This is a genomic window from Pantoea sp. Z09 (genome assembly GCF_022394795.1).
In the GTDB taxonomy this organism is placed as follows: domain Bacteria; phylum Pseudomonadota; class Gammaproteobacteria; order Enterobacterales; family Enterobacteriaceae; genus Pantoea; species Pantoea latae.
Genome location: NZ_CP092373.1, coordinates 3,401,149 through 3,427,680, shown reverse-complemented (window position 1 = coordinate 3,427,680; position 26,532 = coordinate 3,401,149). Strand labels below are relative to the sequence as shown.

General features: G+C 61.8%; 23 protein-coding genes and 2 tRNA genes. 17 read left to right on the top strand and 8 right to left on the bottom strand.

Going from position 1 to position 26,532, the window contains the following annotated elements:
* Window positions 1–156: 156 nt before the first annotated feature.
* On the top strand, window positions 157–1,122 hold the full coding sequence (fepB, locus tag MC269_RS16370) for a Fe2+-enterobactin ABC transporter substrate-binding protein (RefSeq protein ID WP_081136920.1): 966 nt from the start codon (window positions 157–159) through the stop codon (window positions 1,120–1,122).
* On the opposite strand, the gene entS is transcribed toward fepB, so the two are convergent.
* Window positions 1,117–2,367 carry an enterobactin transporter EntS gene (gene entS / locus MC269_RS16365; RefSeq protein WP_239953051.1) on the bottom strand — a complete coding sequence of 417 codons (1,251 nt, stop codon included), beginning with the start codon at window positions 2,365–2,367 and terminating at the stop codon, window positions 1,117–1,119. The genes fepB and entS overlap by 6 nt on opposite strands.
* Window positions 2,368–2,544: 177 nt before the next feature.
* Between entS and fepD the strand changes: the two genes are divergently transcribed.
* The 5 genes from fepD (at window position 2,545) to mazF (ending at window position 6,157) form a co-directional block, all read left to right on the top strand.
* The gene (gene fepD, locus MC269_RS16360) at window positions 2,545–3,501 is read left to right on the top strand and encodes a Fe(3+)-siderophore ABC transporter permease (protein ID WP_371824386.1); all 957 of its coding nucleotides are present in this window, start codon (window positions 2,545–2,547) and stop codon (window positions 3,499–3,501) included.
* Window positions 3,498–4,478, top strand: a complete 981-nt coding sequence (fepG, locus tag MC269_RS16355; protein ID WP_239953049.1) for an iron-enterobactin ABC transporter permease — start codon at window positions 3,498–3,500, stop codon at window positions 4,476–4,478. Before fepD ends, fepG begins: the two co-directional genes overlap by 4 nt.
* Window positions 4,475–5,275: an ATP-binding cassette domain-containing protein gene (locus MC269_RS16350; RefSeq protein ID WP_239953048.1), complete on the top strand. Its 801-nt coding sequence runs from the start codon at window positions 4,475–4,477 to the stop codon at window positions 5,273–5,275. Before fepG ends, MC269_RS16350 begins: the two co-directional genes overlap by 4 nt.
* Window positions 5,276–5,582: 307 nt before the next feature.
* Window positions 5,583–5,834, top strand: coding sequence for an AbrB/MazE/SpoVT family DNA-binding domain-containing protein (locus tag MC269_RS16345; protein ID WP_239953047.1), 252 nt, complete (start codon window positions 5,583–5,585; stop codon window positions 5,832–5,834).
* Window positions 5,834–6,157, top strand: a complete 324-nt coding sequence (mazF, locus tag MC269_RS16340) for an endoribonuclease MazF (RefSeq protein ID WP_081136908.1) — start codon at window positions 5,834–5,836, stop codon at window positions 6,155–6,157. Before MC269_RS16345 ends, mazF begins: the two co-directional genes overlap by 1 nt.
* 143 nt (window positions 6,158–6,300) lie before the next feature.
* On the opposite strand, the gene MC269_RS16335 is transcribed toward mazF, so the two are convergent.
* Genes MC269_RS16335 through fes form a run of 3 tightly spaced genes read right to left on the bottom strand, consistent with a single transcriptional unit; the run spans window position 6,301 to window position 11,684 of the window.
* Complete coding sequence (locus MC269_RS16335; protein ID WP_239953046.1) at window positions 6,301–10,221, bottom strand: enterobactin synthase subunit F; 3,921 nt, start codon at window positions 10,219–10,221, stop codon at window positions 6,301–6,303.
* Window positions 10,214–10,432, bottom strand: a complete 219-nt coding sequence (locus tag MC269_RS16330) for an MbtH family protein (protein WP_081136904.1) — start codon at window positions 10,430–10,432, stop codon at window positions 10,214–10,216. The genes MC269_RS16335 and MC269_RS16330 overlap by 8 nt, the downstream gene beginning before the upstream one ends.
* A gap of 40 nt (window positions 10,433–10,472) precedes the next feature.
* Entirely contained in the window at window positions 10,473–11,684 is a 1,212-nt protein-coding gene (gene fes / locus MC269_RS16325; protein ID WP_239953045.1) for an enterochelin esterase, read from the bottom strand.
* 274 nt (window positions 11,685–11,958) lie between these two features.
* Between fes and MC269_RS16320 the strand changes: the two genes are divergently transcribed.
* Window positions 11,959–14,190 carry a TonB-dependent siderophore receptor gene (locus MC269_RS16320; protein ID WP_239953044.1) on the top strand — a complete coding sequence of 744 codons (2,232 nt, stop codon included), beginning with the start codon at window positions 11,959–11,961 and terminating at the stop codon, window positions 14,188–14,190.
* On the opposite strand, the gene pmrB is transcribed toward MC269_RS16320, so the two are convergent.
* Genes pmrB through dacB form a run of 3 tightly spaced genes read right to left on the bottom strand, consistent with a single transcriptional unit; the run spans window position 14,191 to window position 17,345 of the window.
* On the bottom strand, window positions 14,191–15,249 hold the full coding sequence (pmrB, locus tag MC269_RS16315; protein WP_239953043.1) for a two-component system sensor histidine kinase PmrB: 1,059 nt from the start codon (window positions 15,247–15,249) through the stop codon (window positions 14,191–14,193).
* Window positions 15,246–15,908, bottom strand: a complete 663-nt coding sequence (gene pmrA / locus MC269_RS16310; RefSeq protein WP_081136896.1) for a two-component system response regulator PmrA — start codon at window positions 15,906–15,908, stop codon at window positions 15,246–15,248. The genes pmrB and pmrA overlap by 4 nt, the downstream gene beginning before the upstream one ends.
* 3 nt (window positions 15,909–15,911) lie before the next feature.
* The gene (gene dacB / locus MC269_RS16305; RefSeq protein WP_239953042.1) at window positions 15,912–17,345 is read right to left on the bottom strand and encodes a serine-type D-Ala-D-Ala carboxypeptidase; all 1,434 of its coding nucleotides are present in this window, start codon (window positions 17,343–17,345) and stop codon (window positions 15,912–15,914) included.
* A 250-nt stretch (window positions 17,346–17,595) separates the two neighbouring features.
* Between dacB and greA the strand changes: the two genes are divergently transcribed.
* The gene (greA, locus tag MC269_RS16300) at window positions 17,596–18,072 is read left to right on the top strand and encodes a transcription elongation factor GreA (RefSeq protein WP_239953041.1); all 477 of its coding nucleotides are present in this window, start codon (window positions 17,596–17,598) and stop codon (window positions 18,070–18,072) included.
* 121 nt (window positions 18,073–18,193) lie between these two features.
* On the opposite strand, the gene yhbY is transcribed toward greA, so the two are convergent.
* Entirely contained in the window at window positions 18,194–18,487 is a 294-nt protein-coding gene (gene yhbY, locus MC269_RS16295; RefSeq protein ID WP_239953040.1) for a ribosome assembly RNA-binding protein YhbY, read from the bottom strand.
* 126 nt (window positions 18,488–18,613) lie between these two features.
* Here yhbY and rlmE point away from each other — a divergent pair, with 126 nt between their 5' ends.
* From rlmE to nusA, 9 genes are all read left to right on the top strand, one after another.
* Window positions 18,614–19,243 (top strand): 23S rRNA (uridine(2552)-2'-O)-methyltransferase RlmE, encoded by a 630-nt coding sequence (rlmE, locus tag MC269_RS16290; RefSeq protein ID WP_081137164.1) that lies wholly within the window; start codon window positions 18,614–18,616, stop codon window positions 19,241–19,243.
* Window positions 19,244–19,355: 112 nt separating this feature from the next.
* Complete coding sequence (ftsH, locus tag MC269_RS16285; RefSeq protein ID WP_081136888.1) at window positions 19,356–21,281, top strand: ATP-dependent zinc metalloprotease FtsH; 1,926 nt, start codon at window positions 19,356–19,358, stop codon at window positions 21,279–21,281.
* An 82-nt stretch (window positions 21,282–21,363) separates the two neighbouring features.
* The gene (gene folP, locus MC269_RS16280; RefSeq protein WP_239953039.1) at window positions 21,364–22,197 is read left to right on the top strand and encodes a dihydropteroate synthase; all 834 of its coding nucleotides are present in this window, start codon (window positions 21,364–21,366) and stop codon (window positions 22,195–22,197) included.
* 7 nt (window positions 22,198–22,204) lie between these two features.
* Window positions 22,205–23,539, top strand: a complete 1,335-nt coding sequence (glmM, locus tag MC269_RS16275; RefSeq protein ID WP_081136886.1) for a phosphoglucosamine mutase — start codon at window positions 22,205–22,207, stop codon at window positions 23,537–23,539.
* Between the two features lie 216 nt (window positions 23,540–23,755).
* Window positions 23,756–24,085 (top strand): preprotein translocase subunit SecG, encoded by a 330-nt coding sequence (gene secG, locus MC269_RS16270; RefSeq protein WP_239953038.1) that lies wholly within the window; start codon window positions 23,756–23,758, stop codon window positions 24,083–24,085.
* 48 nt (window positions 24,086–24,133) lie between these two features.
* Window positions 24,134–24,220, top strand: a tRNA-Leu gene (locus MC269_RS16265).
* 59 nt (window positions 24,221–24,279) lie between these two features.
* Window positions 24,280–24,356: transfer RNA gene (locus tag MC269_RS16260), tRNA-Met, on the top strand.
* A 209-nt stretch (window positions 24,357–24,565) separates the two neighbouring features.
* Window positions 24,566–25,018: a ribosome maturation factor RimP gene (rimP, locus tag MC269_RS16255; protein WP_033749310.1), complete on the top strand. Its 453-nt coding sequence runs from the start codon at window positions 24,566–24,568 to the stop codon at window positions 25,016–25,018.
* A 24-nt stretch (window positions 25,019–25,042) separates the two neighbouring features.
* Window positions 25,043–26,530 (top strand): transcription termination factor NusA, encoded by a 1,488-nt coding sequence (nusA, locus tag MC269_RS16250; protein ID WP_081136885.1) that lies wholly within the window; start codon window positions 25,043–25,045, stop codon window positions 26,528–26,530.
* Window positions 26,531–26,532: the final 2 nt, after the last annotated feature.

The following is a 26,532-nucleotide window of genomic DNA, read 5'->3' as shown; positions in this document are numbered from 1 at the left end:
AGATAACTAATAATGATTATCATTTGTATTGTGGCCCTGTAACCTACGTTGATTACGCTGGAGTGTCAATAAATTCGCGGCGTTCAGCGCACGCGCCAGGCGTGATTAGGAAAATTTACGGGGCGATCTCTTACAGCAAAAGGTGGACGGAATCTTATGATTAAGCGGAGTTTTCTGACGGTTGCCGCGCTGGCGCTCGTCACGCTGCTGGCCAACCCTGACGCGCGCGCCGAGGGCGGCTGGCCGCGCACGCTGCACAGCGCCAGCGGCAGCGTTACGCTGCAGCAGGCGCCGCAGCGCATCGTCTCGACCAGCGTGACCCTGACCGGTTCGCTGCTGGCGATCGACGCGCCGGTGATCGCCAGCGGCGCAACCGCGCCAGGCAGCCGACTGGCGGACGAGCAGGGCTTTTTCCGCCAGTGGGGCGACGTCGCGAAGCGTAAACAGCTCAAGCGCCTCTATATCGGCGAGCCGAGCGCCGAAGCGGTGGCCGCCGAAGCGCCCGATCTGATTATCGTCAGCGCCACCGGCAACGACTCCGCCATCAAGCTGGTGGATCAGCTCTCGGCCATCGCGCCGACGCTGGTGGTGAACTATGACGATAAAAGCTGGCAGCAGCTGGTGACGCTGCTTGGCGAGGCGACCGGGCATGAGGCGGACGCGGCGGCGCGCGTGAAGGCGTTTGACGCGCAGGAAGCGGCGCTGAAGCAGAAAATCGCGCTGCCGCCGCAGCCGGTCTCCGCCATGGTGTTTAACGGCGGCGGCCGCGCGGTGAACCTCTGGACCAGCGAATCGGCGCAGGGCAAGCTGCTGGAGCAGCTCGGCTTTACGCTCGCCGTGCCGCCTGCGGGCCTGCAGCAGACCCACAGCATGGGCCAGCGCAAAGATATTATTCAGCTCTCCGGCGAGAACGTCGCCAGCGGCCTGAACGGCAAGACGTTCCTGCTGTTCGCCGCCGAGGATCAGACCGCGCAGCAGCTGATGCAGAACCCCTTCCTGGCGCAGACCGCGGCGGTGAAGCAGCAGCAGGTTTACGCGCTGGGCGCAGATACGTTCCGGCTCGACTACTACAGCGCCACGCATCTGCTGACGCGTCTGGAACAGCTGTTCGTTAAATCATAACGCCTCTTCCGCCAGCGCCGGCGCTGGCGGCTGATAGCGGCGCAGCCGCGCCATCGCTATCCACATCATTCCGCCCAGCAGCGCCGCGCCGAAGCCGAACAGCGCGGCGGCCTGCTGCGGCAGCAGCCAGGAGCCCATTGCGCCAATCATCGCCGCGCCGATCGCATCGCCGGTGACGTTCTGCGCCGTCCACAGGCTGTTGATTCGGCCCAGCAGCGCATCGGGCGTCAGCGACTGGATCAGCTGATACTGCACCAGGCTGTTTACCGCGCTGAAGTAGCCGAACGCCGCCAGGCACGCTAGCCCGAGCGCGAACTGCGGCATCAGGCTGAACAGCCCAAGCGCGAGAAAAGCGGCAATGGCGCTGCCTAAAATCAGCCGGCCGGGCTGCGGCGAATTCGCCAGCCGTCCGCTGGTCAGCGCGCCCAGCGCCGCGCCGAGCGGCACGGCGGCGTACATCAGGCCGAGTTCGTTGAGGCTGACCTGCCAGTGCGGCGCCAGCGCCGGATAGAGCACGCGTACCGCGCTCGCCAGCGTCACCAGCGCGCCAATCAGCGCCGCCATGCCGACCAGCGGCGCGGTAAACAGAAACTGCACGCCGCTGGCGAGCGCCCGCAGCGGATGCTCGCGCGGCTGAGGCGGCGGCGGCATCAGCGGCAGCCGCAGCAGGGTTAACACGGTGAGCAGCGTGCCGAAGGCGGCGAGGCCGTAGTTCCACGCCGCGCCGCCGTGCGCCAGCACCAGACCGCCGACCGCGGGCGAGAGAATGGCGCCGAAGCGCACCGTCAGCATGGTGATGGCGCCCGCCTGCATCAGGTTCTCCCGTCCCACCAGCGCCGGCGTGGCCGCCAGCAGCGCGGTGACGCCAATTGCGCCGAAAAAGCCGTCCCACAGGCCGAGCAGGAAAACCGCGGCGACCGACGGGGTCGGCAGCGAGGCGTTGATCGCCAGCGCTACGAAGCCGAGGCCGCAGGTGGAGCGCGCAATCAGGATCAGGCGCTTGCGCTCATAGCGATCCGCCAGCACGCCGCCGGTGAGCAGCCCGACAAACATGCCCGCGCCCGCCAGGGTAACGGCCAGCCCGACCAGCGCGGGCGAGCGGGTCAGCTGCTGGATCTGCACCGGCACGGCAATCGCCAGCATGCCGAGTGCGACGATAGAGATAAAGCGGGCGATAAAGACGGCGCGAAAAGCGGGATGGGTCTTCAACAGGCTGAGATCGATCAGATGGGAGGGTTTGTTCATTTGTTCGCCTTTTGCTGCGGTTTTCCTCGTTATGGTCGAGGCGAATCATGGTAACATACAAAAATACGAGTAATAACGATAATAAGTATCATTATCAAATTGACGCGCCCGCGGCGTCAGTGAACAGTGAAGGTTCGGAACGTTATGCGCCAACTCACCGTAATAGCCGCCTCAGGGATGCTGCTGTTGCTCTTGATCGCGCTCAGCCTGATGCTCGGCGCCAAATCGATCCCCATTCATACTCTCTCTCTTGCTCTGACCAGCCACTGCGACAGCGCCGACTGCGTTATCCTGCGCGAAGCGCGTCTGCCGCGCACCCTCGCTGGCCTGCTGGCGGGCAGCGCGCTGGGACTGGCGGGCGCGCTGATGCAGAGCCTGACGCGCAATCCGCTCGCCGATCCCGGCATTCTCGGCGTCAACGCGGGCGCTGGCTTCGCCGTGGTGCTGGGTATCGCGCTGTTCGGCGCGGATTCGCCCGCTGACTGGCTCGGCTTCGCCTTCGGCGGCGCGCTGCTGGCGTCGCTGCTGGTGGCGCTGACCGGCGCGCTGGGCGGCGGCCGGGTCAATCCGGTGCGGCTGACGCTGGCGGGCGTGGCGCTGGGCGCGGTGCTGGAAGGGCTGACCTCCGGGCTCTCTCTGCTTAATCCTGATATTTACGATCATCTACGCTTCTGGCACAGCGGCTCGCTCGATATCCGCAGCTTTGCCGTGCTGCGCGCCACCTGGCCGGCGGTGGCGGTCGGCGCGCTGATCGCGCTGCTGCTGTCGCGCGCGCTTAACAGCCTGAGCATGGGCGGCGATCTGGCAACAGCGCTCGGCACGCGCGTGGCGCGCACCCAGCTGCTGGGGCTGCTGGCTATCGCCCTGTTAAGCGGTGCCGCCACCGCCGCCGTTGGCCCTATCGCGTTTGTCGGGCTGATGACGCCCCATCTGGCGCGCTGGCTGTGGGGCAACGATCACCGCTGGATGCTGCCGGGCACGCTGCTGATCACCCCTTGCCTGCTGCTGGCGGCCGATATTCTGGGGCGGGTGATGGTGCCCGGCGAGCTGCGCGTGTCGGTGGTCACCGCGCTGCTCGGCGCGCCGATGCTGATTGTGCTGGTGCGTCGCAAACTGGGGAGAGGGCAGATATGAGCCGGGCGACGATGCAGGCCATCTGGCTGCTGGCGGCCTGCGCGCTGCTGGCGTTTTTCGGCGTGACGCGCGGCGCGCTGCCGATTTCGGGCGCGCAGCTGTGGCAGTTATTCACCGGCGAGGCGGCGCGCAACGTGCAGCTGATCGTGCTGGAGTGGCGGCTGCCGCGCGTGGCGATGGCGCTGCTGATCGGCGCGGCGCTGGGCGTCAGCGGCGCGATTTTTCAGTCGCTGCTGCGCAACCCGCTCGGCAGTCCCGATATTCTCGGCTTTAATACCGGCGCCTACAGCGGCGTGCTGGTGGCGCTGGTGCTGTTTCATCAGAACAGCGAAATCGTGACGCTGGCGGCGCTGCTGGGCGGCGTGCTCACCGCGGGCGTGGTTTACCTGTTTGCCTGGCGCAACGGCGTCGAGACCTTTCGGCTGATTATCGTCGGCATTAGCGTGCGTGCGCTGCTGATGGCGCTCAACGGCTGGCTGATTATCAGCGCCTCGCTGGAGGCGGCGCTCAGCGCGGGGCTGTGGAGCGCCGGATCGCTGAACGGCATCACCTGGGCAAAAGCGGTGCCGGTGATCGCGGTGCTGCTGGCGGCGCTGCTGCTCACCGCGCTGCTGGCGCGCCGTATGCGGCTGATGGAGATGGGCGACGACACCGCCTGCGCGCTGGGCGTGCCGGTGGAGCGCAGTCGCCTGTGGCTGATGCTGATCGGCGTGGTGCTGACCGCCGCCTCGACCGCGCTGGCCGGGCCGATTTCGTTCGTTGCGCTGCTGGCGCCGCAGATCGCCCGTCGCCTGTGCGGCGGCATCAAAGGCGCACTGCCGCTGGCGGCGCTGTGCGGCGCGCTGCTGCTGCTGGCGGCGGACTACGCGGCGCAGCATCTTTTCCTGCCTTACCAGCTGCCGGTCGGCGTGATTACCGTCAGCCTCGGCGGCCTTTATCTGATTGCTCTACTGGTTCGGGAGGCGCGACGCCAATGAGAGAGAAGAGTGCACGCCTGCAGGGCGACGCGCTGACGCTGGGCTACGAGAAAAAAATCGTGGCGGAGGCGCTGTCGGTGACCATTCCCGACGGCGAGCTGACGGTGATTATCGGCCCCAACGCCTGCGGCAAGTCGACGCTGCTGCGCGCGCTGAGCCGGCTGGCGCCGCCGCTGAAAGGGCAGGTGCTGCTCGACGGCGAGGCGATTTCGCGTCTCTCCACCAAAGAGGTGGCGCGGCGTCTCGGGCTGCTGCCGCAAAGTTCGCAGGCGCCGTCCGGCATCAGCGTCAGCGAGCTGGTGGCGCGCGGCCGCTATCCGCATCAGCCGCTGTTTGGCCGCTGGCGCGACGAGGATGAGGCGGCGGTGCAGCAGGCGATGCAGGCGACCGGCGTGGCGGATATCGCCGCGCAGCCGGTGGATCAGCTCTCCGGCGGTCAGCGCCAGCGCGTCTGGATCGCCATGGTGCTGGCGCAGCAGACGCCGCTGCTGCTGCTGGACGAGCCCACCACCTGGCTCGATATTACCCATCAAATTGAGCTGCTGGAGCTGATGCAGGATCTTAATCAGCAGCATCGCCGCACGCTGGTGGTGGTGCTGCACGATCTGAATCAGGCGTGCCGCTACGCCACCCACCTGATTGCGATGCGCAGCGGCCAAATTGTCGCCGAGGGCAGGCCGTCCGAGATCGTCACGCCGGAATTGATTGAGGCGGTCTACGGGCTGCGCTGCATTATCGTCGAGGATCCGGTGGCGCATACGCCGATGATTGTGCCGCTGGGACGCGGGCGCAGCTGAGAAGCTAGCCAAAACCCGCACTGCGTATAAAGGAGCGGGTCGTCTGGCCCGCAGAGCAAAGCGTCCCGTGCCCACCCCTTTCAGACCTCTACGCGCTGCATTAGCGTCAGCTGCGAAGGCGCAGATTCGATGAACAAGCGCAGCGATTCGCTGCTCTGCAAAGAGATCCATCATAAAGGCAACCAGGAGCACTCGAGTAGATACAATGTTGATACAAGTTTGATTGCAGAGTAGACTCTCTTCGACAACAGAAATGGCTGCAGCAGACGAATAACATGCGGCAACTTGTTAAACCGGAGTACTAAAGATGCGACAGACAATCAAACGTTGGGGCAATAGCCCAGCGGTGCGCATTCCCGCACACATGATGAGCCTGATGAACATGGACATAAACGAAGAAGTCGAGGTCACTGTTCAGACGGATTCTAATAACGTGCAGTGTCTGGTCATTCAACCCGTGCGCCAGGTCACGCTCGAGATGCTCATGAGCCAGGTAACCCCTGAAAACATTCATAGCGAAACAGACTTCGGAGACCCACAAGGCCAGGAGGTTTGGTAATGCAATCTGTTCCTGACGCCGGAGATATCCTCTGGCTCGATTTCACTCCTCAGGCCGGGCATGAGCAAGCTGGCCGCAGGCCGGCGCTGGTCATGAGCCCGGCGATTTACAACCGCATTGGCATGATGGTTTGCGTTCCGCTCACCACCAGGATCAAAGGTAACCCGTTTGAAGTGCCCATTGCCGGCGCGCCCGCAAATGTTGCCCTGGCAGACCAGGTTCGTAACCTCGACTGGAAAGCGCGCAACGCGGCGCCAAAGGGCCGCGCTACTCCGCAAGAGCTTGAAGCGGTCCGCGTTAAAGCGCGCCTGCTGATCGGCTGATTCACCGCAGCCTTATCAGGGTGTGGGTGACCACGCCAAAGCACAGCGTCTCACCTCCCTGCGGCTCCTCAGCCTGCATCGTCAACTGATGCCCCGGCATATCCATATCCTCCAGACATGGCACCGGATGTGTATTCAGGACGTCAGGCAAACTTCACCAGCAATTGCTGCAATTGCGGCCCGATCTGCTCGAACATGCGCGGCGAGATAATCTCGACGTGGGCGCACGCCAGCGGCCGCACCTCCAGCTCGCCCACATAGGGCGCCCAGGCGCGGCGCGCGTCCTGACCCGGCTGCTGCGTCTCGGTGGCGAGGAACAGCGTGGCGCGGCCGCTAAAACGCGCGCTGCGCGCCGTCGCCAGCAGCCGCACCGAGCTGGCGTAGTTGGCCTCGATCGCATCGAACATCGCCTCCAGCCCTTCGCCCGCCTGCTGACGCTGCGCGGCAACAAACTGCTCGCGCTCGCGGTTTACCTCCTCCAGCACCGCCGGATCGAGCTGATTCAGGCCGCGCTTCTCGTCCCAGTTCTGCGTCTCCGGCGGCCAGGTGTCGAGCAGGCCGAGGAATGCTACCTCTTCACCCAGCGCCTCCAGCCGTGCGGCGATGCCCTGCGCCAGGGTGCCGCCCAGCGAATAGCCGAGGAAATAGTAGGGGCCGTGCGGCTGCTGCTGGCGCAGCGTGGCGAGATGCGCGTCGCACACCTCATCAAGATGCGCCGCCTGACTGAGCGGGCCGCTGGCGTCAGGCGACTGAATGCCGACGATAGACCAGCGCGCGTCGAGATAGCGCTGCAGAATGCTGAACTGCCAGGCGAAGCCCGACGCCGGATGGAAGCAGAACAGCGTCGGCCCGCTGCCGCGACGCAGCGGCAGCACCGGCTCGAAGCCGGCGGTTTGCGCCGCCTGCGTATCGCTCAGCAGCGCCGCCAGCTTCTCTACCGTCGAGGCGACCATGATCTGACCGACGGAAACCGGCTGCTTCAGCGCGCGCCGCAGCTGCGCCGCCAGCCGCATCGCCAGCAGCGAGTGGCCGCCGAGGGCGAAGAAATCCTCCTGCGCGCCGACGCTGTCGCGTTCCAGCAGCGCGGCGAAGGCATCTGCCAGCTGCGTCTCCAGACCCGGCAGCGGCGCGCGGCTCGCGTCGCCCGCGCGGCTTTGCGGCAGCGGCAGCGCTTTGCGGTCCAGCTTGCCGTTGCTGCTGAGCGGCAGTGCCTCCAGCGCGACGATCGCCACCGGCACCATATGCGCGGGCAGCTGCTGCGCCAGCGCGGCGCGCATCGCCTCGGCGTCGATAGGCCGATCCGCCACCACATAGCCGACCAGCTGACGCGCGTCGCCCTGCTGCGCGCCGGCATTGCCCAGCACCACCGCATGGGTCACCGCCTGCTGCACGCCCGGCAGCGCCGCCAGCGCATGGTCGATTTCGTTCAGCTCGATACGCTGGCCGCGGATTTTCAGCTGATCGTCGCTGCGGCCCAGATATTCCACCGCGCCGTTCGCCAGCCAGCGCGCCACGTCGCCGGTGCGGTACATGCGCGTGCCGTTGCCGTAGGGATCGGCGACAAAACGGCTGGCGGTAAGGTCAGGGCGATCGAGATAGCCGTGCGCCAGCTGCACGCCGGTGAGATAGAGATCGCCCGCGACGCCTGGCGGAACCGGCTGCAGACGCGTGTCGAGGATGCGCAGGCCGGTGTTCCAGACCGGGAAGCCGATCGGCACGCTGGCGCCTTCCACTGCCGCCAGCTCCGGGCCGAAGGCGGGATAATAGCTGACGTCCACCGCCGCTTCGGTCGGGCCGTAGAGATTATGCAGCGGCGTTTGCGTCAGCATCTCCCACTGGCGCGACAGATCCGCCGGCAGCGCCTCGCCGCTGCAGAATACGCGACGCAGGCTGGCGCAGCGCGCTACCGCCTCCCTGTCCTGCAGCGAGGCGACAAACGCTGCCAGCATCGAGGGAACAAAGTGGGTAGTGGTGACGCGATAGCGCGCAAAAAGCTGCTGCAGCGCGTCGGGATCGCGGTGCGCCTCCGGCGGCGCCATCACCAGCTGCGCGCCCGTCAGCAGCGGCCAGAAAAATTCCCACACTGAGACGTCGAAGCTGCTGGGGGTCTTCTGTAACACCACATCTGTGGCGTCGAGCGGATAGCTCGCCTGCATCCACAGCAGACGGTTGACGATCGCCTCATGGCCGACCAGCACCCCTTTCGGCCGACCGGTGGAGCCGGAGGTATAAATAATGTAGGCGCCATCCTGCGGGCGCGGCGCCTGGCTCAGCGCGCGTTCCGCCGCCGCAGGCAGCAGCGCGTCATAGAACAGCGGCTCGATCGGCGCCAGCGCGGCAAAGCGCGTCGCCAGCTCGCGGCAGGTGATCAGGGTTTTCGGCGCGGCATCCTCCAGCATCATCTGCAGGCGATCGTCGGGATAGCCGGTATCGAGCGGCAGATAGGCCGCGCCGACGCTGACGATCGCCTGCAGCGCCAGCGAGAGAAAGACCGCGCGCGGCAGCGCCACGGCAACGATATCGCCGCGCTGCACGCCGCTGGCGACCAGCTGCTGCGCCAGCGCCTCGACCTGCTGACGCATCTCGCGGTAGCTGAGCTGATGGCGATCGTCCGCCAGCGCGGGAGCGTCCGGCGTGCGCTGCGCCTGCGCCTGCAGCAGGCTGCTCAGCGTGGCCGCCGGCAGCGCCTTCGCGGTCTGGTTGATCGCAGCCAGCTGCAGATGCTCCGCCTCGGTCAGCAGATCCAGCTCGCCGCAGGGGCGATCCGGCTGCGCCGCCAGCTGCCGCAGCAGCAGATCGAAACGGCTGGCGTGCCGCGCCAGCGTCTCTCGCTGATAGCGCTCAGCGTTGGCCAGCAGCTCCAGCGTTAGCTCGCCCTGTTCGCTGATATAGATGGCGATCTCGAGGTCGCGCACCGGTCCTGATGCCAGCTGGTGCGTGATGCCCTCCACGCCGTTAAAGTCGAGCTGATAGTCGAACATCTTCAGGTTGATCACCGGGCCGTAGAGCGGATCGCCGTCGCCGAGGCGGCCTGCATCGCGCTGCACCTGCTCGGCGTCGAAGCGCTGATGGCGGCGCATCTTTTTCACCTCGGCGGCCAGCTGCTGCGCCAGCGCGCTGAGCGGCTGGTCGGGACGGTAGCGCACCGCCATCGGCAGCACGTTAATCACCGGTCCGGTGGCGCAGAGCGCCGCCGAGCCGATGCGGCGCATAAAAATAAAGCCGGCGGCGAAATCGTTCTGGCCGCTGAGGCGCGCCAGCCAGAGCGCCACCAGCGCAAAGGCGGCGTCGGCCGCGCTGACCGCCATCTGCTGCGCCAGCGTCTGGAAAAGATCACGGTCCAGCGAAACGCTGTGGCGCAGCAGCGCGGTGCTGGCGGGCTGTCCGGCCAGCGGCAGCGGTGAAAGCGAGGCGGGCGGCGGAAGCTGCGCGCTCTTTTCGCGCCAGAAGTCGCGGTCCCGCTGCCAGCTCGGCGACGCCTGATAGCGCTGATACTCCTCTACCACCTCGCTGAACGGGGTAAACGGCGTCGGTTCCGGCGTCTCGCCGCGCAGCCACGCGCTGTAAATATTGGCGATGCGGCGCGTCAGGGCGGTGAAGCTGAAGCCGTCCACCACCAGGTGATGATAGCGCTGATACCAGAACCAGCGCTGCTCGCCGAGGCGCATCAGCTGGTGATGCCAGAGCGGCGCGCCGCTCAGCACGCGCAGATCGCCGGACATATCGGCGCGCATACGCGCGCGCGCCGCGGCGTCGGGATCGGCCTCCTGACGCAGATCGACGATCTCAGGCAGCGTAAAACGCTGCGGCGCCAGCCACTGCACCGCTTCGCCCTCATGCTCGCCGAACGCCATATTCAGCGTATCAGCCTCCTGCATCCCGGCGACGATCGCCTTGCTCAGCAGCGCGCCGTCCAGCGCGCCGCGCAGCTCGACAAAGTGGGCAACCGCGTAGGCGTTGGTCTGCTGCGACAGCTGATCGGCCATCCAGATGCCGGGCTGCGCCGCCACCAGCGGCAATATTTTCTGATCGGTATCAAGGGGATTCATCAGCATCTCAGACATGGTCGCTCCGGTTCGCGGTGGAATGAGCCGGGCGAATATCGCGCCAGTTCGCATTGAGCCAGCTCAGGCACGCCGTCTGCGGCTGCGGGCCGAAGACGCTGCGCCAGCCGGCGGGCAGGGCGCGAAACGCGGGCCAGAGGCTGTACTGCTGCTGCGCATTCTGCAGCACGAAACAATCCTGCTGCGGATCGTCGAAGGGATTAGGTTGCATATCGGTCTCCTGCCCGCAACAGTCGGGCTAGCCAGGCGATTTAAAGAAGATGTTGCCACATTGCTTTCAGTCCGTTGAGCAGACCGCCGCGCCAGCAGAGCGCGTCGTGACCGCCGTCGACCGGATGGAAAATGACCTGATGTCCTGCGGCGGACAGGTCCTGTTGGAGTTGTTGGTTTGCTTTAAAAATCAGGTGCTCGCGGTGTCCCGCCTCCAGATAGAAACGCGACGACGCGTGACAGTAGTCGCCCTGCTGTAGCTGCTGGATCAGCCTGCCGTTGGGCTCGCCGCGCGCAGGCCACCAGAACGAGCCGGAAAGGCTGATGGCGCCGCCGAACGTCTGCGGCCAGTTGAGCACGGCGTACGTCGACGCCAGCCCGCCAAAGCTCTGGCCGCTGACCAGCGTCTCGGCGGCGCTGACGCGGTGCGGCGCCCAGCCCTGCAGCTGCGGCAGCAGCTCTTCCTGCAGCGCCAGCCAGAAGTCGGGATTACAGGGCAGCTCGCGGCTGCGGTGTTCGCGATCGATGATATCGATCATCACGTAGACCGCCGGCGGCAGTTCGCCGGCGTCGGTGAGCTGCTGTAGCGGCCAGGCGATCGGCATGCTATTGGCCCAGAACTGGCCGTCCAGCAGCAGCGCCAGCGGACGTTCGCTCGGCTGCACCTCGCCGGTGGCGTAGATCCAGACCGAGCGGCGATTGCCGAGGCGCGCGCTCTGCCAGATATGGTGCTGAAGCGGCAGCGTCGGCGCGCGACCGCTGTCGACTGCTTCCCAGACGCGCTGATCGGGCGCGTCGGGCAGATGCAGCGGCGACACGCGCATGCCGCGTCCGCCTGACCAGCCGCGCAGCGGATTAAGCGGATCCTGTTGCGCGGTGGGGAATTTCTGGCTCCACCAGGCGCGCAGCGTCGCCATATCCGCTTCGCCGTCGAAGTCAGCAGGATCGCTGTCAGGCATCAGGCAATAGCTGCCGCGCCAGCTGGCAGGCAGCCGGGTGCGCCAGAACCAGACGTCGGTGCCGGGGATATGATCGAAGCTTTGAGGCGCGGCGCGCTGATGATGATCGGTAACGCCGGTGATATTGATCCAGACGCGGCGGGTGGACGAGGTGGTTTCGCTTCCCTGCGGATCGCGCCAGAAGAAGGTGACGTCGCATGCGCCGTCGCGGGCGGGTTCAATCAGGGGCAGGCCCTGCTGCTGTAAAGTCTGCCACCAGGCGTCACTGCCGGTTTCATTCGTTAACCACGTCATAAATGCACTATTTACTGGACCCGATGCGCGCAGCGTTGCGCAGATGTTATGAATAATACTATTGATAATTATTTGCATTTGCAATAGGGTGTTTCCCGCTCCGACACCAGGAGCGCGCGCGTTCCGCCAGCCTCATCAGCCTGTGTTGTCAGGTGGATGTTCCGCGAAGGAGGGCCTGGGTGCGGCTGGAATGCTTGCTTGCAAAGAATGACTCTTTCACCGGCGCGCCCGCAGGAGACATCTGGTTTCCGCCGGCAATCCAGGAACATAAAAAATGCCTAAATTATCCCGTTTGTCATTAGCCATTCTGATTGAACTCGGCCTTGCCGCCACCAGCGTGCAGGCTGCCGACACCAGCACCTCTTCTACTTCGCACGACGACACGCTGGTGGTGAGCGCCGCGCAGCAGAACCTGCAGGCGCCGGGCGTCTCCACCATTACCGCGGACGAGATCAAAAAGCGTCCCCCTGCGCGCGACGTGTCGGAAATTATCCGCACCATGCCGGGCGTCAACCTGACCGGCAACTCCACCAGCGGCCAGCGCGGCAACAACCGTCAAATCGACATTCGCGGCATGGGGCCGGAGAACACCCTGATTCTGGTGGACGGCATGCCGGTCTCCAGCCGCAACTCGGTGCGTCTCGGCTGGCGCGGCGAGCGCGATACGCGCGGCGATACCAACTGGGTGCCGCCGGAGATGATTGAACGCATCGACGTCATTCGCGGCCCGGCGGCGGTGCGCTACGGCAACGGCGCGGCAGGCGGCGTGGTGAATATCATCACCAAAAAATATGATGACCAGCAGTGGCACGGCTCGTGGAACGCCTACTACAACGTGCCGGAGCACAAAGACGAAGGCGCCACGCGCCGCACCAACTTCAGCCTGGAAGGGCCGCTGGGCGACGACGTCAGCTTCCGCCTCTACGGCAACCTGGCGAAAACCCAGGCGGACGCCTACGACATCAACGAAGGCCACGCGGCGGAGCGCACCGGCAGCTACGCCGGCAGCTATCCGGCGGGCCGCGAGGGGGTGGTGAATAAAGACATCAACGCCATGCTGCGCTGGGCGTTCGCGCCGATGCAGGCGCTGGAGTTCCAGGCGGGCTACAGCCGCCAGGGCAACCTCTACTCCGGCGACACCCAGAACACCAACACCAGCGCGCTGGTGAAAAGCCTCTACGGCAAAGAGACCAACCGCCTCTACCGCCAGAATTTCGCCGTGAAGTGGACCGGCGCCTGGGACAACGGCATCAGCACCAACACCTATGCGCGCTATGAAAATACGCGCAACTCGCGCATCAACGAAGGGCTGGCCGGCGGCACCGAAGGCATCTTCTCCAACAGCGGCTTCAACACCATCCAGCTGGACGACGTGCTGCTGCACAGCGAGATCAGCGTGCCGTTCGAACTGCTGGTGAATCAGACCGCGACCTTCGGCACCGAGTGGAACCAGCAGCGCATGAAGGATCCCTCGTCGACCACGCAGGCCGCCTCGAACGGCTCGGTGCCGGGCATCTCCAGCTCTGGCCGCAGCCCCTATTCGCAGGCGGAAATCTTCTCGCTGTTCGCCGAAGACAATATGGAGCTGACCGACAGCACCATGCTGACGCCGAGCCTGCGCTTCGATCACCACTCTATCGTCGGCGATAACTGGAGCCCGTCGCTTAACCTCTCGCAGGGCTTAGGTGACGACTTCACGCTGAAGATGGGTATCGGCCGCGCCTATAAAGCGCCGAGCCTCTACCAGACCAACCCTAACTATCTGCTCTACAGCAACGGACAGGGCTGCGCTGCCAGCACCGGCGCCTGCTATCTGCAGGGCAACAAAGATCTGAAAGCGGAAAACAGCATCAATAAAGAGATTGGGCTGGAGTGGAAGCATGAAGGCTATCAGGCGGGTCTGACCTGGTTCCGCAACGACTACCGCAACAAGATCGAGGCGGGCTATGCGCCGTCCGGCAAAGCGTCAAACGGCACCACCGACATCTATAAGTGGGAGAACGTGCCGAAAGCGGTGGTGGAAGGGCTGGAAGGCACGGTGAATATTCCGGTGACCGAGAGCATCGCGTGGAACAACAACTTCACCTATATGCTACAGAGCAAGAATAAAGAGACCGGCGATCGCCTGTCGATTATTCCCGACTATACGCTGAACTCCACGCTGAGCTGGCAGGCAACCCAGGATCTGTCGCTGCAAACCACGCTCACCTGGTACGGCAAGCAGGTGCCGAAGAAGTATGACTACAAAGGCAATGCGGTCACCGGCAGCGCCACCGAAGAGGTCAGCCCTTACTCGGTGGTCGGCATGAGCGGCACCTATGACGTTAATAAGTACGCCAGCGTGACGGTCGGCATCGACAACCTGTTCGATAAGCGCCACTTCCGTCAGGGCAACGCCCAGACCACCGGCAACGCCACCACCAATTCTTACCTGTATGGTGCGGGCGCGAATACCTACAACGAATCAGGCCGGACTTACTACGTCAGCCTGAACACGCAGTTCTAATCAGTTAAGCCGCAACGGCAGCACGCAGCGGGCGATAAGTCCGCTGCGATCGCTGCGATTGATGAGCTTCAGCTCGCCATAGTGCATCTGCAGGATGCGCAGCACAATATTTAGCCCCAGCCCGCTGCCGCCGTAGCGCTGATCGCGTCGGCGAAACGCTTTGGTTAGCTCCTCCGCCGCATCGGGATCGATGCCGGGTCCTTCGTCCATCACGCTCAGAATGATATTGCCGTCGCGCGCTTCCAGCGTAATGGTAATCTCGCTCTCCGCAGGACTGTAGCGCGAGGCATTCTCCAGCAGATTGCGCAGCAGCAGACGCAGCAGCACCGGTTCGCCCTGGCTCGGCGCCACCTCTGAATCTGGCCAGCGCAGCCGCTGCTGACGCTGATCGGCCAGCTCGCGCATTTCCGGCTGCAGCGGCTGCAGAATGTCCGCCTGCCAGTGAATCGGCTGCGCATGGCCGCTGGCTAACGCCTGGCTGGCGCGCGCCAGCATCAGCAGCTGTTCCACGGTGTGCATCAGCTGATCGATGCGCGCCACCAGCATCTCGCTGTGCGGCACCCCTTGCTGCTGCAGCAGTTCAAGATGCAGGCGCAGGCCGGCGAGGGGTGTGCGCAGCTCATGGGCAGCGTCTGCGGTGAAGAGCCGTTCCTGCTGTAAAGTATGATCGAGGCGCGCCAGCAGCTGGTTAATTGCGCCGGTGACCGCCACCACCTCTTCCATATCGGAGTGAATGGCGAGCGGCGTCAGGTTATCGGCGGAGCGCTGCGCCAGGCTGGTCTGCAGCGCGCGCAGCGGACGCACGATCCAGCTAATCGCCCAGAAGGAGAGCACCAGCGTCAGGCCGACCATCACCACAGAAGGCAGCAGCAGCGAGGCGATGGCTTCGCGGATCTCATTTTCGACGCGATCGTTGCGCGCCTTCGCCGAGAGGGTTTCGTTGACGAGAAAGCTGATCTGCTCGCGGCTTTCGTGCCACAGCCAGAAGGCGCTCATGATCTGACAGGTGAGCAGGATCAGCGCCAGCATAATCAGCAGGCGCTGACGCATGCTGTTCATTCGCGGTTCTCCAGCCGATAGCCGACGCCGCGCACGGTTTTGATACGATCTTTGCCCAGCTTGCGGCGCAGGTTGTGGATATGCACCTCCAGCGTGTTGGATCCGGTGTCGTCCTGCCAGCTGTAGAGATCCTGCTGCAGGGTTTCGCGATGCACGTTCTGACCAACGCGCATCAGCAGCCGCGTCAGCAGCGCGAACTCTTTGGGCGTCACGTCGAGCGGCTGGTTCTCCAGCAATACCTGCTGGGAAGAGAGATTGAGCGTCAAATCGCCCTGCTGCAGCAGATTATCGCTGCGACCCTGATAGCGGCGGATCAGCGCGCGCACCCGCGCCTGCAGCTCCGCCAGCGCCAGCGGCTTGATCAGATAGTCGTCGGCACCGGCGTCGAGTCCCTCAACGCGATCGTCGAGCGCGTCGCGCGCGGTGAGGATCAAGACCGGCAGATCGACGCCGGATCGCCGCCACTGACGCAGCAGATCGCTGCCGTCGCGATCCGGCAGGCCGAGATCCAGTACGATAAGGCTGTACTGCGCGCTGTGCAGCAGCGCATCCGCCTCGGCGGCGCTGGCGGCGCCGTCAACGGCGTAGCCCTGGCTGCTCAGCGCCTGCGTCAGGCCCGCCTGCAGCAATACATCATCCTCAACGATCAATATTTTCATGCGCTAGTTATTCTGGTAGATGTCCCGATAGAGTCGGCTCTCGAAGCGCACCAGCGGAACGCGTCGCGTGCGCTGATCCTGCGGCGGCACCGCGTAGCCCGACAGGAACTGCACAAAGGCGACGCGCGCGCCGCTGGCGGTGGTGATAAAGCCGGCCAGGTTATAAACGCCCTGCAGCGAGCCCGTTTTCGCCGAGACTTTGCCGTCGACGCCCGCCTCATGCAGACCGCCGCGATAGAGCAGCGTGCCGTCATGGCCCGCCAGCGGCAGCATAGAGATATAGTCCAGCGTCGCGTCGTTCTTCGCGATGTACTGCAGCACCTGCATCATGGTGTCCGGCGCGATGAGATCGTGGCGCGACAGGCCCGAACCATCCACCTGAATACTGTTGCCTAAATCCACGTTGGCTTTCTCGCGCAGGATACGACGAATGGCGTCCGATCCGGCGCGGAAGGTGCCCGGCACGTTGAAGTAGTGATGGCCGATGGTGCGGAACACCGTGTCGGCAATCATGTTGTCCGACTTTTTCAGCATAGTATGCAACAGGGAGTGCAGCGGCGCGGATTGCGTCGACGCCAGCACCGTGCCCGGTGAGGTGACCTGCGTCTGGCGCACCAGGTGGCCGCTGTAGTCGATCTCGGCCTGGCGCAGCTCCTGCTTCAGGATCTCGCCAGCCCAGGCGGCGTCATCCTGCACGGCGAACGCCAGCGGCAGCGGCTCCGCGCGCTGGCGCATGCAGCCGGTGAGCGTGTAGCGGTTGAGTTCACCCGGCACCACGTCCAGCTCGCAGTATTGCCCTTCGCCGCTGTTACGGCCGAGGGTGCGCACCTGGCTGAACATATGCGCGGGATAGTAGGAGGCGATGCGCACAAAGGCGGTGTCGCCCGGCGTAGTGGCGCTGTAGAGCGAAACGGAAAAGCAGTTTTTATCAACGATGGCCGCGCCCGGCGGCGCGCTGAAGCACTGCGTCAGATCGTTCCACGGCCAGCCCGGCGCCATGTCATGGCTGGCGAACACCGAAGTGTCGATTACCAGGTTGCCTTTAATATGGGTGACGCCCTGTTTCTTCAGCGCGGCGACCATGTTGCGCAGATCCTGACGGCTTAGCGTCGGGTCGCCGGCGAAACGTGCCACCAGATCGCCGTTGAGCGTGCCATCGCTGATGGCGCCTTTGGTTTCCAGCGTGGTCTGGAAGCGAAAGTCGCCGCCCAGCTCCAGCAGCGCCGCCAGCGCGGTGATGACCTTCATGGTGCTGGCGGGCAACGCCATCTGCTTACCGTGATAGTCGATTATCGGGGCGCTGGCGCCCACTTTCTGCACCATCAACGCCAGATTGGCACCATCTGGCAAATACTGCATGTATTCATCAACGGGTGCTGCTTGTGCCTGCAGCATAAACGCACAGGTTAGTCCGGTAACAAGTCGTGAAAATCGCATAATCTCGCGGTAACTGGCAGGTGAAGGCGTCAATACTACGTCCCGCAGCGGTAGAAAGTAAACGATGACCCACAGGGAACTCTGGGTTAAAATACGTATCAAAATGCAAAACCACTTTCTGGCCTGGAACCTTTTCCGGGTCAGGATTCTTTTATTTGCAAAACGAGGGTCAGACCCTACAGAACCGGTTTTTCTGTGGACACTGGTCAGGACGACGCCGTTAAAACAGGAAAGAGAGCGAGGAGCTTAAATGAATCAGATTCCGATGACGTTAAGGGGCGCCGAGAAGCTGCGCGAAGAGCTGAACGAGCTAAAAACGATCAAACGCCCGCGCATCATCGCCTCGATTGCCGACGCGCGCGAGCACGGCGACCTGAAAGAGAATGCGGAGTATCACGCCGCACGCGAAGAGCAGGGGTTTTGCGAAGGCCGTATCCAGGAGATCGAAGCCAAGCTCTCTAACGCGCAGGTTATCGACGTCACGACGATGCCCAATACCGGCCGCGTGATTTTCGGCGCGACCGTGACCGTGCTGAACACCGAGACCGACGAAGAGTCGACCTATCGCATCGTGGGCGATGACGAAGCGGATTTTAAGCAAAATCTGATTTCGGTGAATTCGCCGATGGCGCGTGGCCTGGTGGGTAAAGAGGCAGATGATGTGACCATCATCAAAACCCCGGGCGGCGACGTCGAGTACGAAATTCTTAAAGTGGAATACCTTTAAGAGAGAGCTACGCTTTGAAAAGCGTTACAGCTTAATGTAAAGAATGGAAAAGGCCGCGATGCGGCCTTTTAACCCATGCGGGAGCATGGCACTTTCTCTGGCCGGTTGCCCGGCATGCGCGTTAGCGCGGCAGAGAAATCTTGCTCTCTTTAGAGGGGCGATACAGCACCAGCGTTTTACCGATCACCTGCACGTTGCTGGCTTTGGTTTCACGCACGATAGCTTCAACGATCAGCTGTTTAGTTTCACGATCTTCCGAGGCGACTTTCACCTTGATCAGTTCGTGATGTTGCAGTGCGGATTCGATCTCGGCCAGCACGCCTTCGGTCAGGCCGTTGCCGCCGATCATCACCACCGGTTTCAGTGGATGGGCGAGGCCTTTCAGGTGCTGTTTTTGTTTGGTACTTAGATTCATCGTATTTTTTGCTTACTCAGGGATTGAAAACGGTTCATTCTACCGCCATCTCGGGGTTATCACCAAATCAACGCAACCCATTGCGTGCAGGTTTATCGCTGCGATGACGATTTAGTTGAGAAAATTATGACGGGTAAAAAGCGTTCGGCCAGCTCCAGCCGCTGGTTACAGGAACACTTTAGCGATAAATATGTGCTTCAGGCACAGAAAAAAGGGTTGCGTTCGCGCGCCTGGTTTAAACTTGATGAAATACAACAGGGTGACAAGCTTTTCAAACCCGGTATGACCGTGGTAGATCTGGGGGCGGCACCGGGCGGCTGGTCACAATATGTGGTGCAGCAAATCGGCGCGTCGGGGCGCATTATCGCCTGCGACATTTTGCCGATGGATCCTATCGTCGGCGTCGATTTCCTTCAGGGCGATTTCCGTGAAGAATCGGTGATCAAAGCGCTGCTTGAACGCGTAGGCGATCAAAAAGTTCAGGTGGTCATGTCGGATATGGCGCCCAACATGAGCGGGACGCCGGCAGTGGATATTCCCCGTTCGATGTATTTGGTTGAACTGGCGCTCGAAATGTGTCGGGATATCCTGGCACCGGGCGGCAGTTTTGTAGTGAAAGTGTTTCAGGGAGATGGCTTCGATGAATACCTGCGGGAAATTCGCTCCCTGTTTACGAAAGTGAAAATTCGTAAGCCGGACGCTTCGCGATCACGTTCGCGCGAAGTGTACATTGTGGCGACAGGGCGCAAACTATAGCCCAATTGATGAAGTTGCAGCCCACCAGCCGCGATTCCATGTATGAAGGATATATAGTACCCTACGCTGTCTGTTAACACCGTTGTAATATGAGGTTAATCCCTTGAGTGACATGGCGAAAAACCTGATTCTCTGGTTAGTCATCGCGGTCGTGCTGATGTCAGTATTCCAGAGCTTTGGGCCCAGCGAGTCGAATGGCCGTAGGGTTGATTATTCAACCTTCCTGTCGGAAGTGAACCAGGATCAGGTCCGCGAGGCACGTATTAACGGGCGTGAGATTAACGTAATCAAGAAAGACAGTAATAAATACACGACCTACATTCCTGTCAATGATCCCAAGTTACTCGATAACCTGTTGACCAAAAACGTCAAAGTGGTTGGCGAACCGCCGGAAGAGCCGAGCCTGCTGGCTTCAATCTTCATCTCCTGGTTCCCGATGCTGCTGCTGATTGGCGTGTGGATCTTCTTTATGCGTCAGATGCAGGGCGGCGGCGGCAAAGGCGCGATGTCCTTTGGCAAGAGCAAGGCGCGCATGCTGACGGAAGATCAGATCAAAACCACCTTCGCTGACGTGGCAGGCTGCGACGAAGCGAAAGAGGAAGTGGGCGAGCTGGTCGAGTATCTGCGCGAACCGAGCCGTTTCCAGAAGCTGGGCGGTAAGATCCCGAAAGGCGTGCTGATGGTGGGCCCGCCAGGTACCGGTAAAACCCTGCTGGCGAAAGCCATCGCGGGCGAAGCCAAGGTGCCGTTCTTTACCATTTCCGGTTCTGACTTCGTTGAGATGTTTGTCGGCGTCGGCGCCTCTCGCGTGCGCGACATGTTCGAACAGGCGAAGAAAGCTGCGCCCTGCATCATCTTTATCGATGAGATCGACGCCGTCGGTCGTCAGCGCGGCGCCGGTTTGGGCGGCGGTCACGACGAACGTGAACAGACCCTGAACCAGATGCTGGTAGAGATGGACGGTTTCGAAGGCAATGAAGGCATTATCGTTATTGCCGCCACGAACCGCCCAGACGTTCTCGACCCGGCGCTGCTGCGTCCAGGCCGCTTTGACCGTCAGGTCGTGGTCGGTCTGCCGGACGTGCGCGGCCGTGAGCAGATCCTGAAAGTGCATATGCGCCGCGTGCCGCTGGCGACCGATATCGACGCAGGCATCATCGCGCGCGGTACGCCGGGCTTCTCCGGTGCGGATCTCGCTAACCTGGTGAACGAAGCGGCGCTGTTCGCCGCGCGCGGCAACAAGCGCGTGGTGTCGATGGTAGAGTTCGAGAAAGCGAAAGACAAAATCATGATGGGTGCGGAACGTCGCTCCATGGTGATGACGGAAGCGCAGAAAGAGTCGACTGCCTACCACGAAGCGGGCCACGCCATTATCGGTCGCCTGGTGCCGGAACACGATCCAGTGCACAAGGTGACGATTATTCCGCGCGGTCGCGCGCTGGGTGTGACCTTCTTCCTGCCGGAAGGGGATGCGATCAGCGCCAGCCGTCAGAAGCTGGAAAGCCAGATTTCGACGCTGTACGGTGGCCGTCTGGCGGAAGAGATTATCTACGGTGCGGAACACGTTTCCACCGGCGCCTCTAACGACATCAAAGTGGCCACTAACCTGGCGCGCAACATGGTGACGCAGTGGGGCTTCTCGGAAAAACTCGGTCCGTTGCTGTATGCGGAAGAAGAGGGCGAAGTGTTCCTCGGCCGTTCAGTGGCGAAAGCGAAACACATGTCCGACGAAACCGCGCGCATTATCGACCAGGAAGTTAAGCACCTGATCGACAGCAACTACCAGCGCGCCCGCCGTATTCTGGGCGAGAACATGGACATCCTTCACGCGATGAAAGACGCGCTGATGAAGTATGAAACCATCGACGCGCCGCAGATCGACGACCTGATGGCGCGCCGCGAAGTGCGTCCGCCGGCAGGCTGGGAAGATCCGGGCAGCAACTCCGACAGCAACGGCACGCCGAAGGCGCCGCGTCCTGTCGATGAGCCGCGCACCCCGAATCCTGGCAACACCATGTCAGAGCAGTTCGACAAATAACAGGGTTTTCACCCTTGCAAAAACCCCGGCTGGTCCGGGGTTTTTTACATCCGTAATCAGGTAATCAGAGGAGATTTTCCCCATGAAGTTGTACGCCCGTGATGCCCATCTCGATCTCTCGTTTCCCCATGTGATGGGTATTTTGAATGTCACGCCGGACTCCTTCTCCGATGGTGGAAAGCATAACTCGCTGGTAGAAGCGCTCACGCACACCAATGAGATGGTCAACGCAGGCGCCACCATTATCGACGTCGGCGGCGAGTCGACGCGTCCGGGCGCGGACGAGGTCAGCGTCGACGAAGAGCTGGCGCGCGTCATTCCGGTCGTCGAGGCGATTGCCCAGCGCTTTGAGGTGTGGATCTCCGTCGATACCTCAAAGGCAGAGGTGATCCGCGAGGCGGCGCGAGCGGGCGCTCACATCATTAACGATATTCGTTCGCTGTCGGAGCCTGGCGCCCTTGAAGCGGCGGCGGCGGTCGACCTGCCGGTTTGCCTGATGCATATGCAGGGCGAGCCGCGCACCATGCAGCAGGCGCCGGAGTATCAAAATGTGGTGAACGAAGTGGACGCTTACTTCGTGGATCAGATTGCGCGCTGCGAGGCTGCCGGCATTAAAAAAGCGAATCTGCTGCTCGACCCTGGCTTCGGTTTCGGTAAGAATCTCAACCACAATTATGAGCTGCTGGCCCACCTGAGCCATTTTCACCATTTTTCACTGCCGCTGCTGGTGGGCATGTCGCGTAAATCTATGATTGGTCAGCTGTTGAATGTCGGGCCGTCACAGCGCCTGACCGGCAGCCTGACCTGCGCGGTGATCGCCGCCATGCAGGGCGCGCAGATCATTCGTGTACATGACGTTAAAGAGACGGTCGAGGCGATGCGCGTTGTCGAAGCGACACGGAGAGCAAAAGGATAATTAAGGCATGAGTAATCGTAAATATTTCGGTACAGATGGCATTCGCGGCAAGGTCGGCGAAGCGCCGATCACCCCTGACTTCGTGCTGAAGCTGGGCTGGGCGGCGGGCAAGGTGCTGGCGCGCCACGGCTCCAGAAAGGTGCTGATTGGCAAAGACACCCGTATCTCCGGCTATATGCTGGAGTCGGCGCTGGAAGCGGGCCTGGCGGCCGCAGGTCTCTCGGCCGCCTTTACCGGGCCAATGCCGACACCGGCCATCGCCTATCTGACGCGCACCTTCCGCGCCGAAGCGGGCATCGTTATCTCCGCGTCGCACAACCCGTTTGACGACAACGGCATTAAATTTTTCTCCGCCGAAGGCACCAAGCTGCCGGACGAGGTAGAAGAGGCGATTGAGCTGGAGATGGAGAAGCCGCTGACCTGCGTCGAATCCGCCGAACTGGGCCGCGCCAGCCGCATCGTCGACGCCGCGGGCCGCTACATCGAGTTCTGCAAGGGCACCTTCCCGAGCGAGCTGAGCCTGAACGGCCTTAAAATCGTGGTTGACTGCGCCAACGGCGCCACCTACCACATCGCGCCTAACGTGCTGCGCGAACTGGGCGCCACCGTTATCGCTATCGCCACTCAGCCTGACGGCATGAATATCAACAAAGAGTGCGGCGCGACCGACCTGCGTATGCTGCAGCAGCGCGTGCTGGCGGAGAAGGCAGACCTGGGGCTGGCCTACGACGGCGACGGCGACCGCATCATGATGGTCGACCACCTTGGCGAGAAAGTCGACGGCGATCAGATCCTCTACATTATTGCGCGCGAAGGGCTGCGTCAGGGCCAGCTGCGCGGCGGCGTGGTCGGCACGCTGATGAGCAATATGGGTCTGGAGCTGGCGCTGAAGCAGCTCGGCATTCCGTTTGCGCGCGCCAAAGTAGGCGACCGCTACGTGCTGGAGAAGATGCAGGAGAAGAAATGGCGTCTCGGCGCGGAAAACTCGGGCCACGTTATCCTGCTGGATAAAACCACCACCGGCGACGGCATTGTGGCAAGTTTGCAAGTGCTCACTGCAATCGTGCGCAACCATATGAGCCTGCACGACCTGTGCAGCGGCATGAAGATGCTGCCGCAGGTGCTGGTCAACGTCCGCTTTAGCGGCGAAGGCGACCCGCTGGAAGACGACGCGGTGAAAAGCGTGACGGCGGAGGTGGAGAAAACCCTGGCGGGGCGTGGACGCGTGCTGCTGCGTAAATCGGGCACCGAGCCGCTGATTCGCGTAATGGTCGAGGGTGAAAACGAAGCCCAGGTAACCGAACTGGCGCACCGTATCGCCGAGCAGGTGAAGGCGGTTTAAGACGCTGACGGCGGCGGTTTTTACGCCGATCCGCCGTTAAAATCATCAGGATGGCGCTTTTTTCCGCAGTCGATCGCAGCGAAGAAAATTACCCTTGCAGAGGGATGCGCCTTTGGTTAGTATTCACACCCGCTTCTGATGGGTGATGACGACACGGCCCATCTATACTGGCTGAAGCTTAACTGTGCGGTTATCGCGCAAGGAAACAGGTTGATTATGTACGAAGCTCTTTTAGTTGTTTTCCTTATTGTGGCCATCGCCCTCGTGGGTTTGATTATGCTGCAGCAAGGTAAAGGCGCTGATATGGGAGCCTCATTCGGTGCAGGCGCATCCGCAACGCTGTTCGGTTCTACGGGTTCAGGTAACTTCATGACTCGCATGACCGGCATTCTCGCGGCGCTGTTCTTCATCATCAGCCTGGTTCTGGGTAACCTGAACACCAATAAGACTTCAAAGGGAAGCGAGTGGGAAAATCTGTCTGCGCCGGCTCAGTCAACGACTCAGCCAGCACAACCGGCGGCGCCGGGTAACGATATCCCTAAATAAGTTCGTCAAGCTTGCGACGCGACAGATTCAAGTCGCGGTCTGAACAGTGCCGAGGTGGTGGAATTGGTAGACACGCTACCTTGAGGTGGTAGTGCCCGATTGGGCTTACGGGTTCAAGTCCCGTCCTCGGTACCAAATCTGAGTTTTACTTGCAAAAATCGCAAGATCAGCGTAACATTCGTCACGTTTTCGGACGCGGGGTGGAGCAGCCTGGTAGCTCGTCGGGCTCATAACCCGAAGGTCGTCGGTTCAAATCCGGCCCCCGCAACCACTTTCCCTTAGAGTTCTTTTTCAAATATACTGTATGCATCGACGGGCGCATCGCAGCGAGTTTTGAAAAAAATTCTTCTGGACGGTGCCGAGCCGCATAGCGGCGTACAGGGTCCAGTCACAAAAAGCCCCGAATTTTCGGGGTTTTTTGTTATCAGGAAATCGCAACACTGGGCTATTAAGCCCTTTTTTTATGTCTTGGGGGTGGGCTTGTCCACATTAGAGCAAAAATTGACAGAGTTGGTATCGGCTCCGGTAGAAGCGCTCGGCTATGAACTGGTCGGTATTGAATTCGTTCGCGGTCGCACATCAACCCTGCGCATCTATATTGATAGTGAAGATGGCATCAATGTCGATGATTGCGCGGATGTCAGCCACCAGGTAAGCGCGGTGCTGGATGTGGAAGATCCCATCACCGTGGCTTACAACCTTGAAGTCTCCTCACCGGGACTGGATCGCCCGATGTTTACCGCAGAACACTACGTGCGGTATACCGGCGAAGAAGTCAGTCTGGTCCTGCGCATGGCGGTACAGAACCGCCGCAAGTGGCAGGGCATCATCAAGTCGGTTGACGGCGAGATGGTGACGGTGACCGTTGAGGGTAAAGATGAGGTGTTCGCGCTGAGCAATATTCAGAAAGCGAACCTGGTCCCCCACTTTTAAAAGTCCGGATTGAGGCTAACCAGGATGAACAAAGAGATCTTAGCTGTTGTAGAAGCCGTTTCTAACGAAAAAGCCCTGCCGCGTGAGAAAATCTTCGAAGCGCTGGAGAGCGCGCTGGCAACTGCAACCAAGAAGAAGTACGAGCAAGAGATTGACGTTCGCGTCAGCATCGACCGTAAAAGCGGCGACTTCGATACGTTCCGTCGTTGGGAAATCGTAGAAGAAGTGACGCAGCCGACGCGCGAGATCACGCTGGAAGCAGCCCGCTTCGAGGATGAAGCGTTCAATCTGGGCGACTACGTCGAGGATCAGATCGAATCGGTCACCTTTGACCGCATCACCACCCAGACCGCGAAACAGGTTATCGTGCAGAAAGTGCGCGAAGCTGAGCGCGCGATGGTGGTCGATCAGTTCCGCCAGCACGAAGGCGAAATCATCACCGGCGTGGTGAAGAAAGTAAACCGCGACAATATCACTCTGGATCTCGGCAGCAACGCCGAAGCGGTGATTTTGCGTGAAGATATGCTGCCGCGTGAGAATTTCCGCCCGGGCGACCGTATTCGCGGCGTGCTCTACGCCGTTCGTCCGGAAGCGCGCGGCGCGCAGCTGTTCGTGACTCGCTCGAAGCCGGAAATGCTGATCGAACTGTTCCGCATTGAGGTGCCGGAAATCGGCGAAGAAGTCATCGAGATTAAAGCGGCGGCTCGCGATCCGGGCTCACGCGCTAAAATCGCGGTGAAAACCAACGACAAACGCATCGATCCGGTCGGCGCCTGCGTCGGCATGCGCGGCGCGCGCGTGCAGGCCGTTTCCAGCGAGCTGGGCGGCGAGCGTATCGATATCGTACTGTGGGATGACAACCCGGCGCAGTTTGTAATTAACGCCATGGCCCCGGCCGACGTGGCGTCGATTGTGGTTGACGAAGATAACCACACTATGGATATCGCTGTTGAAGCCGGCAATCTGGCTCAGGCGATCGGCCGTAACGGCCAAAACGTGCGTCTGGCTTCACAGCTGAGCGGCTGGGAGCTGAACGTGATGACCGTCGATGATCTGCAGGCGAAACACCAGGCCGAAGCGCATGCTGCTATCGATATGTTTACTAAACATCTCGACATCGACGAAGAGTTCGCCACCGTACTGGTGGAAGAGGGCTTCTCTTCGCTGGAAGAGCTGGCATACGTGCCGATCAACGAGCTGCTGGACGTTGATGGTCTGGACGAAGAGACCGTAGAAGCCCTGCGTGAACGAGCCAAAAATGCGTTAACCACCCTGGCGCTGGCGAAAGAAGAGAGCCGTGGTAATCAGGAGCCTGCTGAGGATCTTCTGAATCTCGACGGCCTGGATCGTACGCTGGCGTACCGCCTGGCGGCGAAAGGCGTTTGCACGCTGGAAGATCTCGCCGAGCAAGGTGTCGACGACCTGACGGATATTGAAGGGCTGAATGATGAGCAAGCCGGCGCGCTGATTATGGCCGCGCGAAATATCTGCTGGTTCGGCGATGACGCGTAATA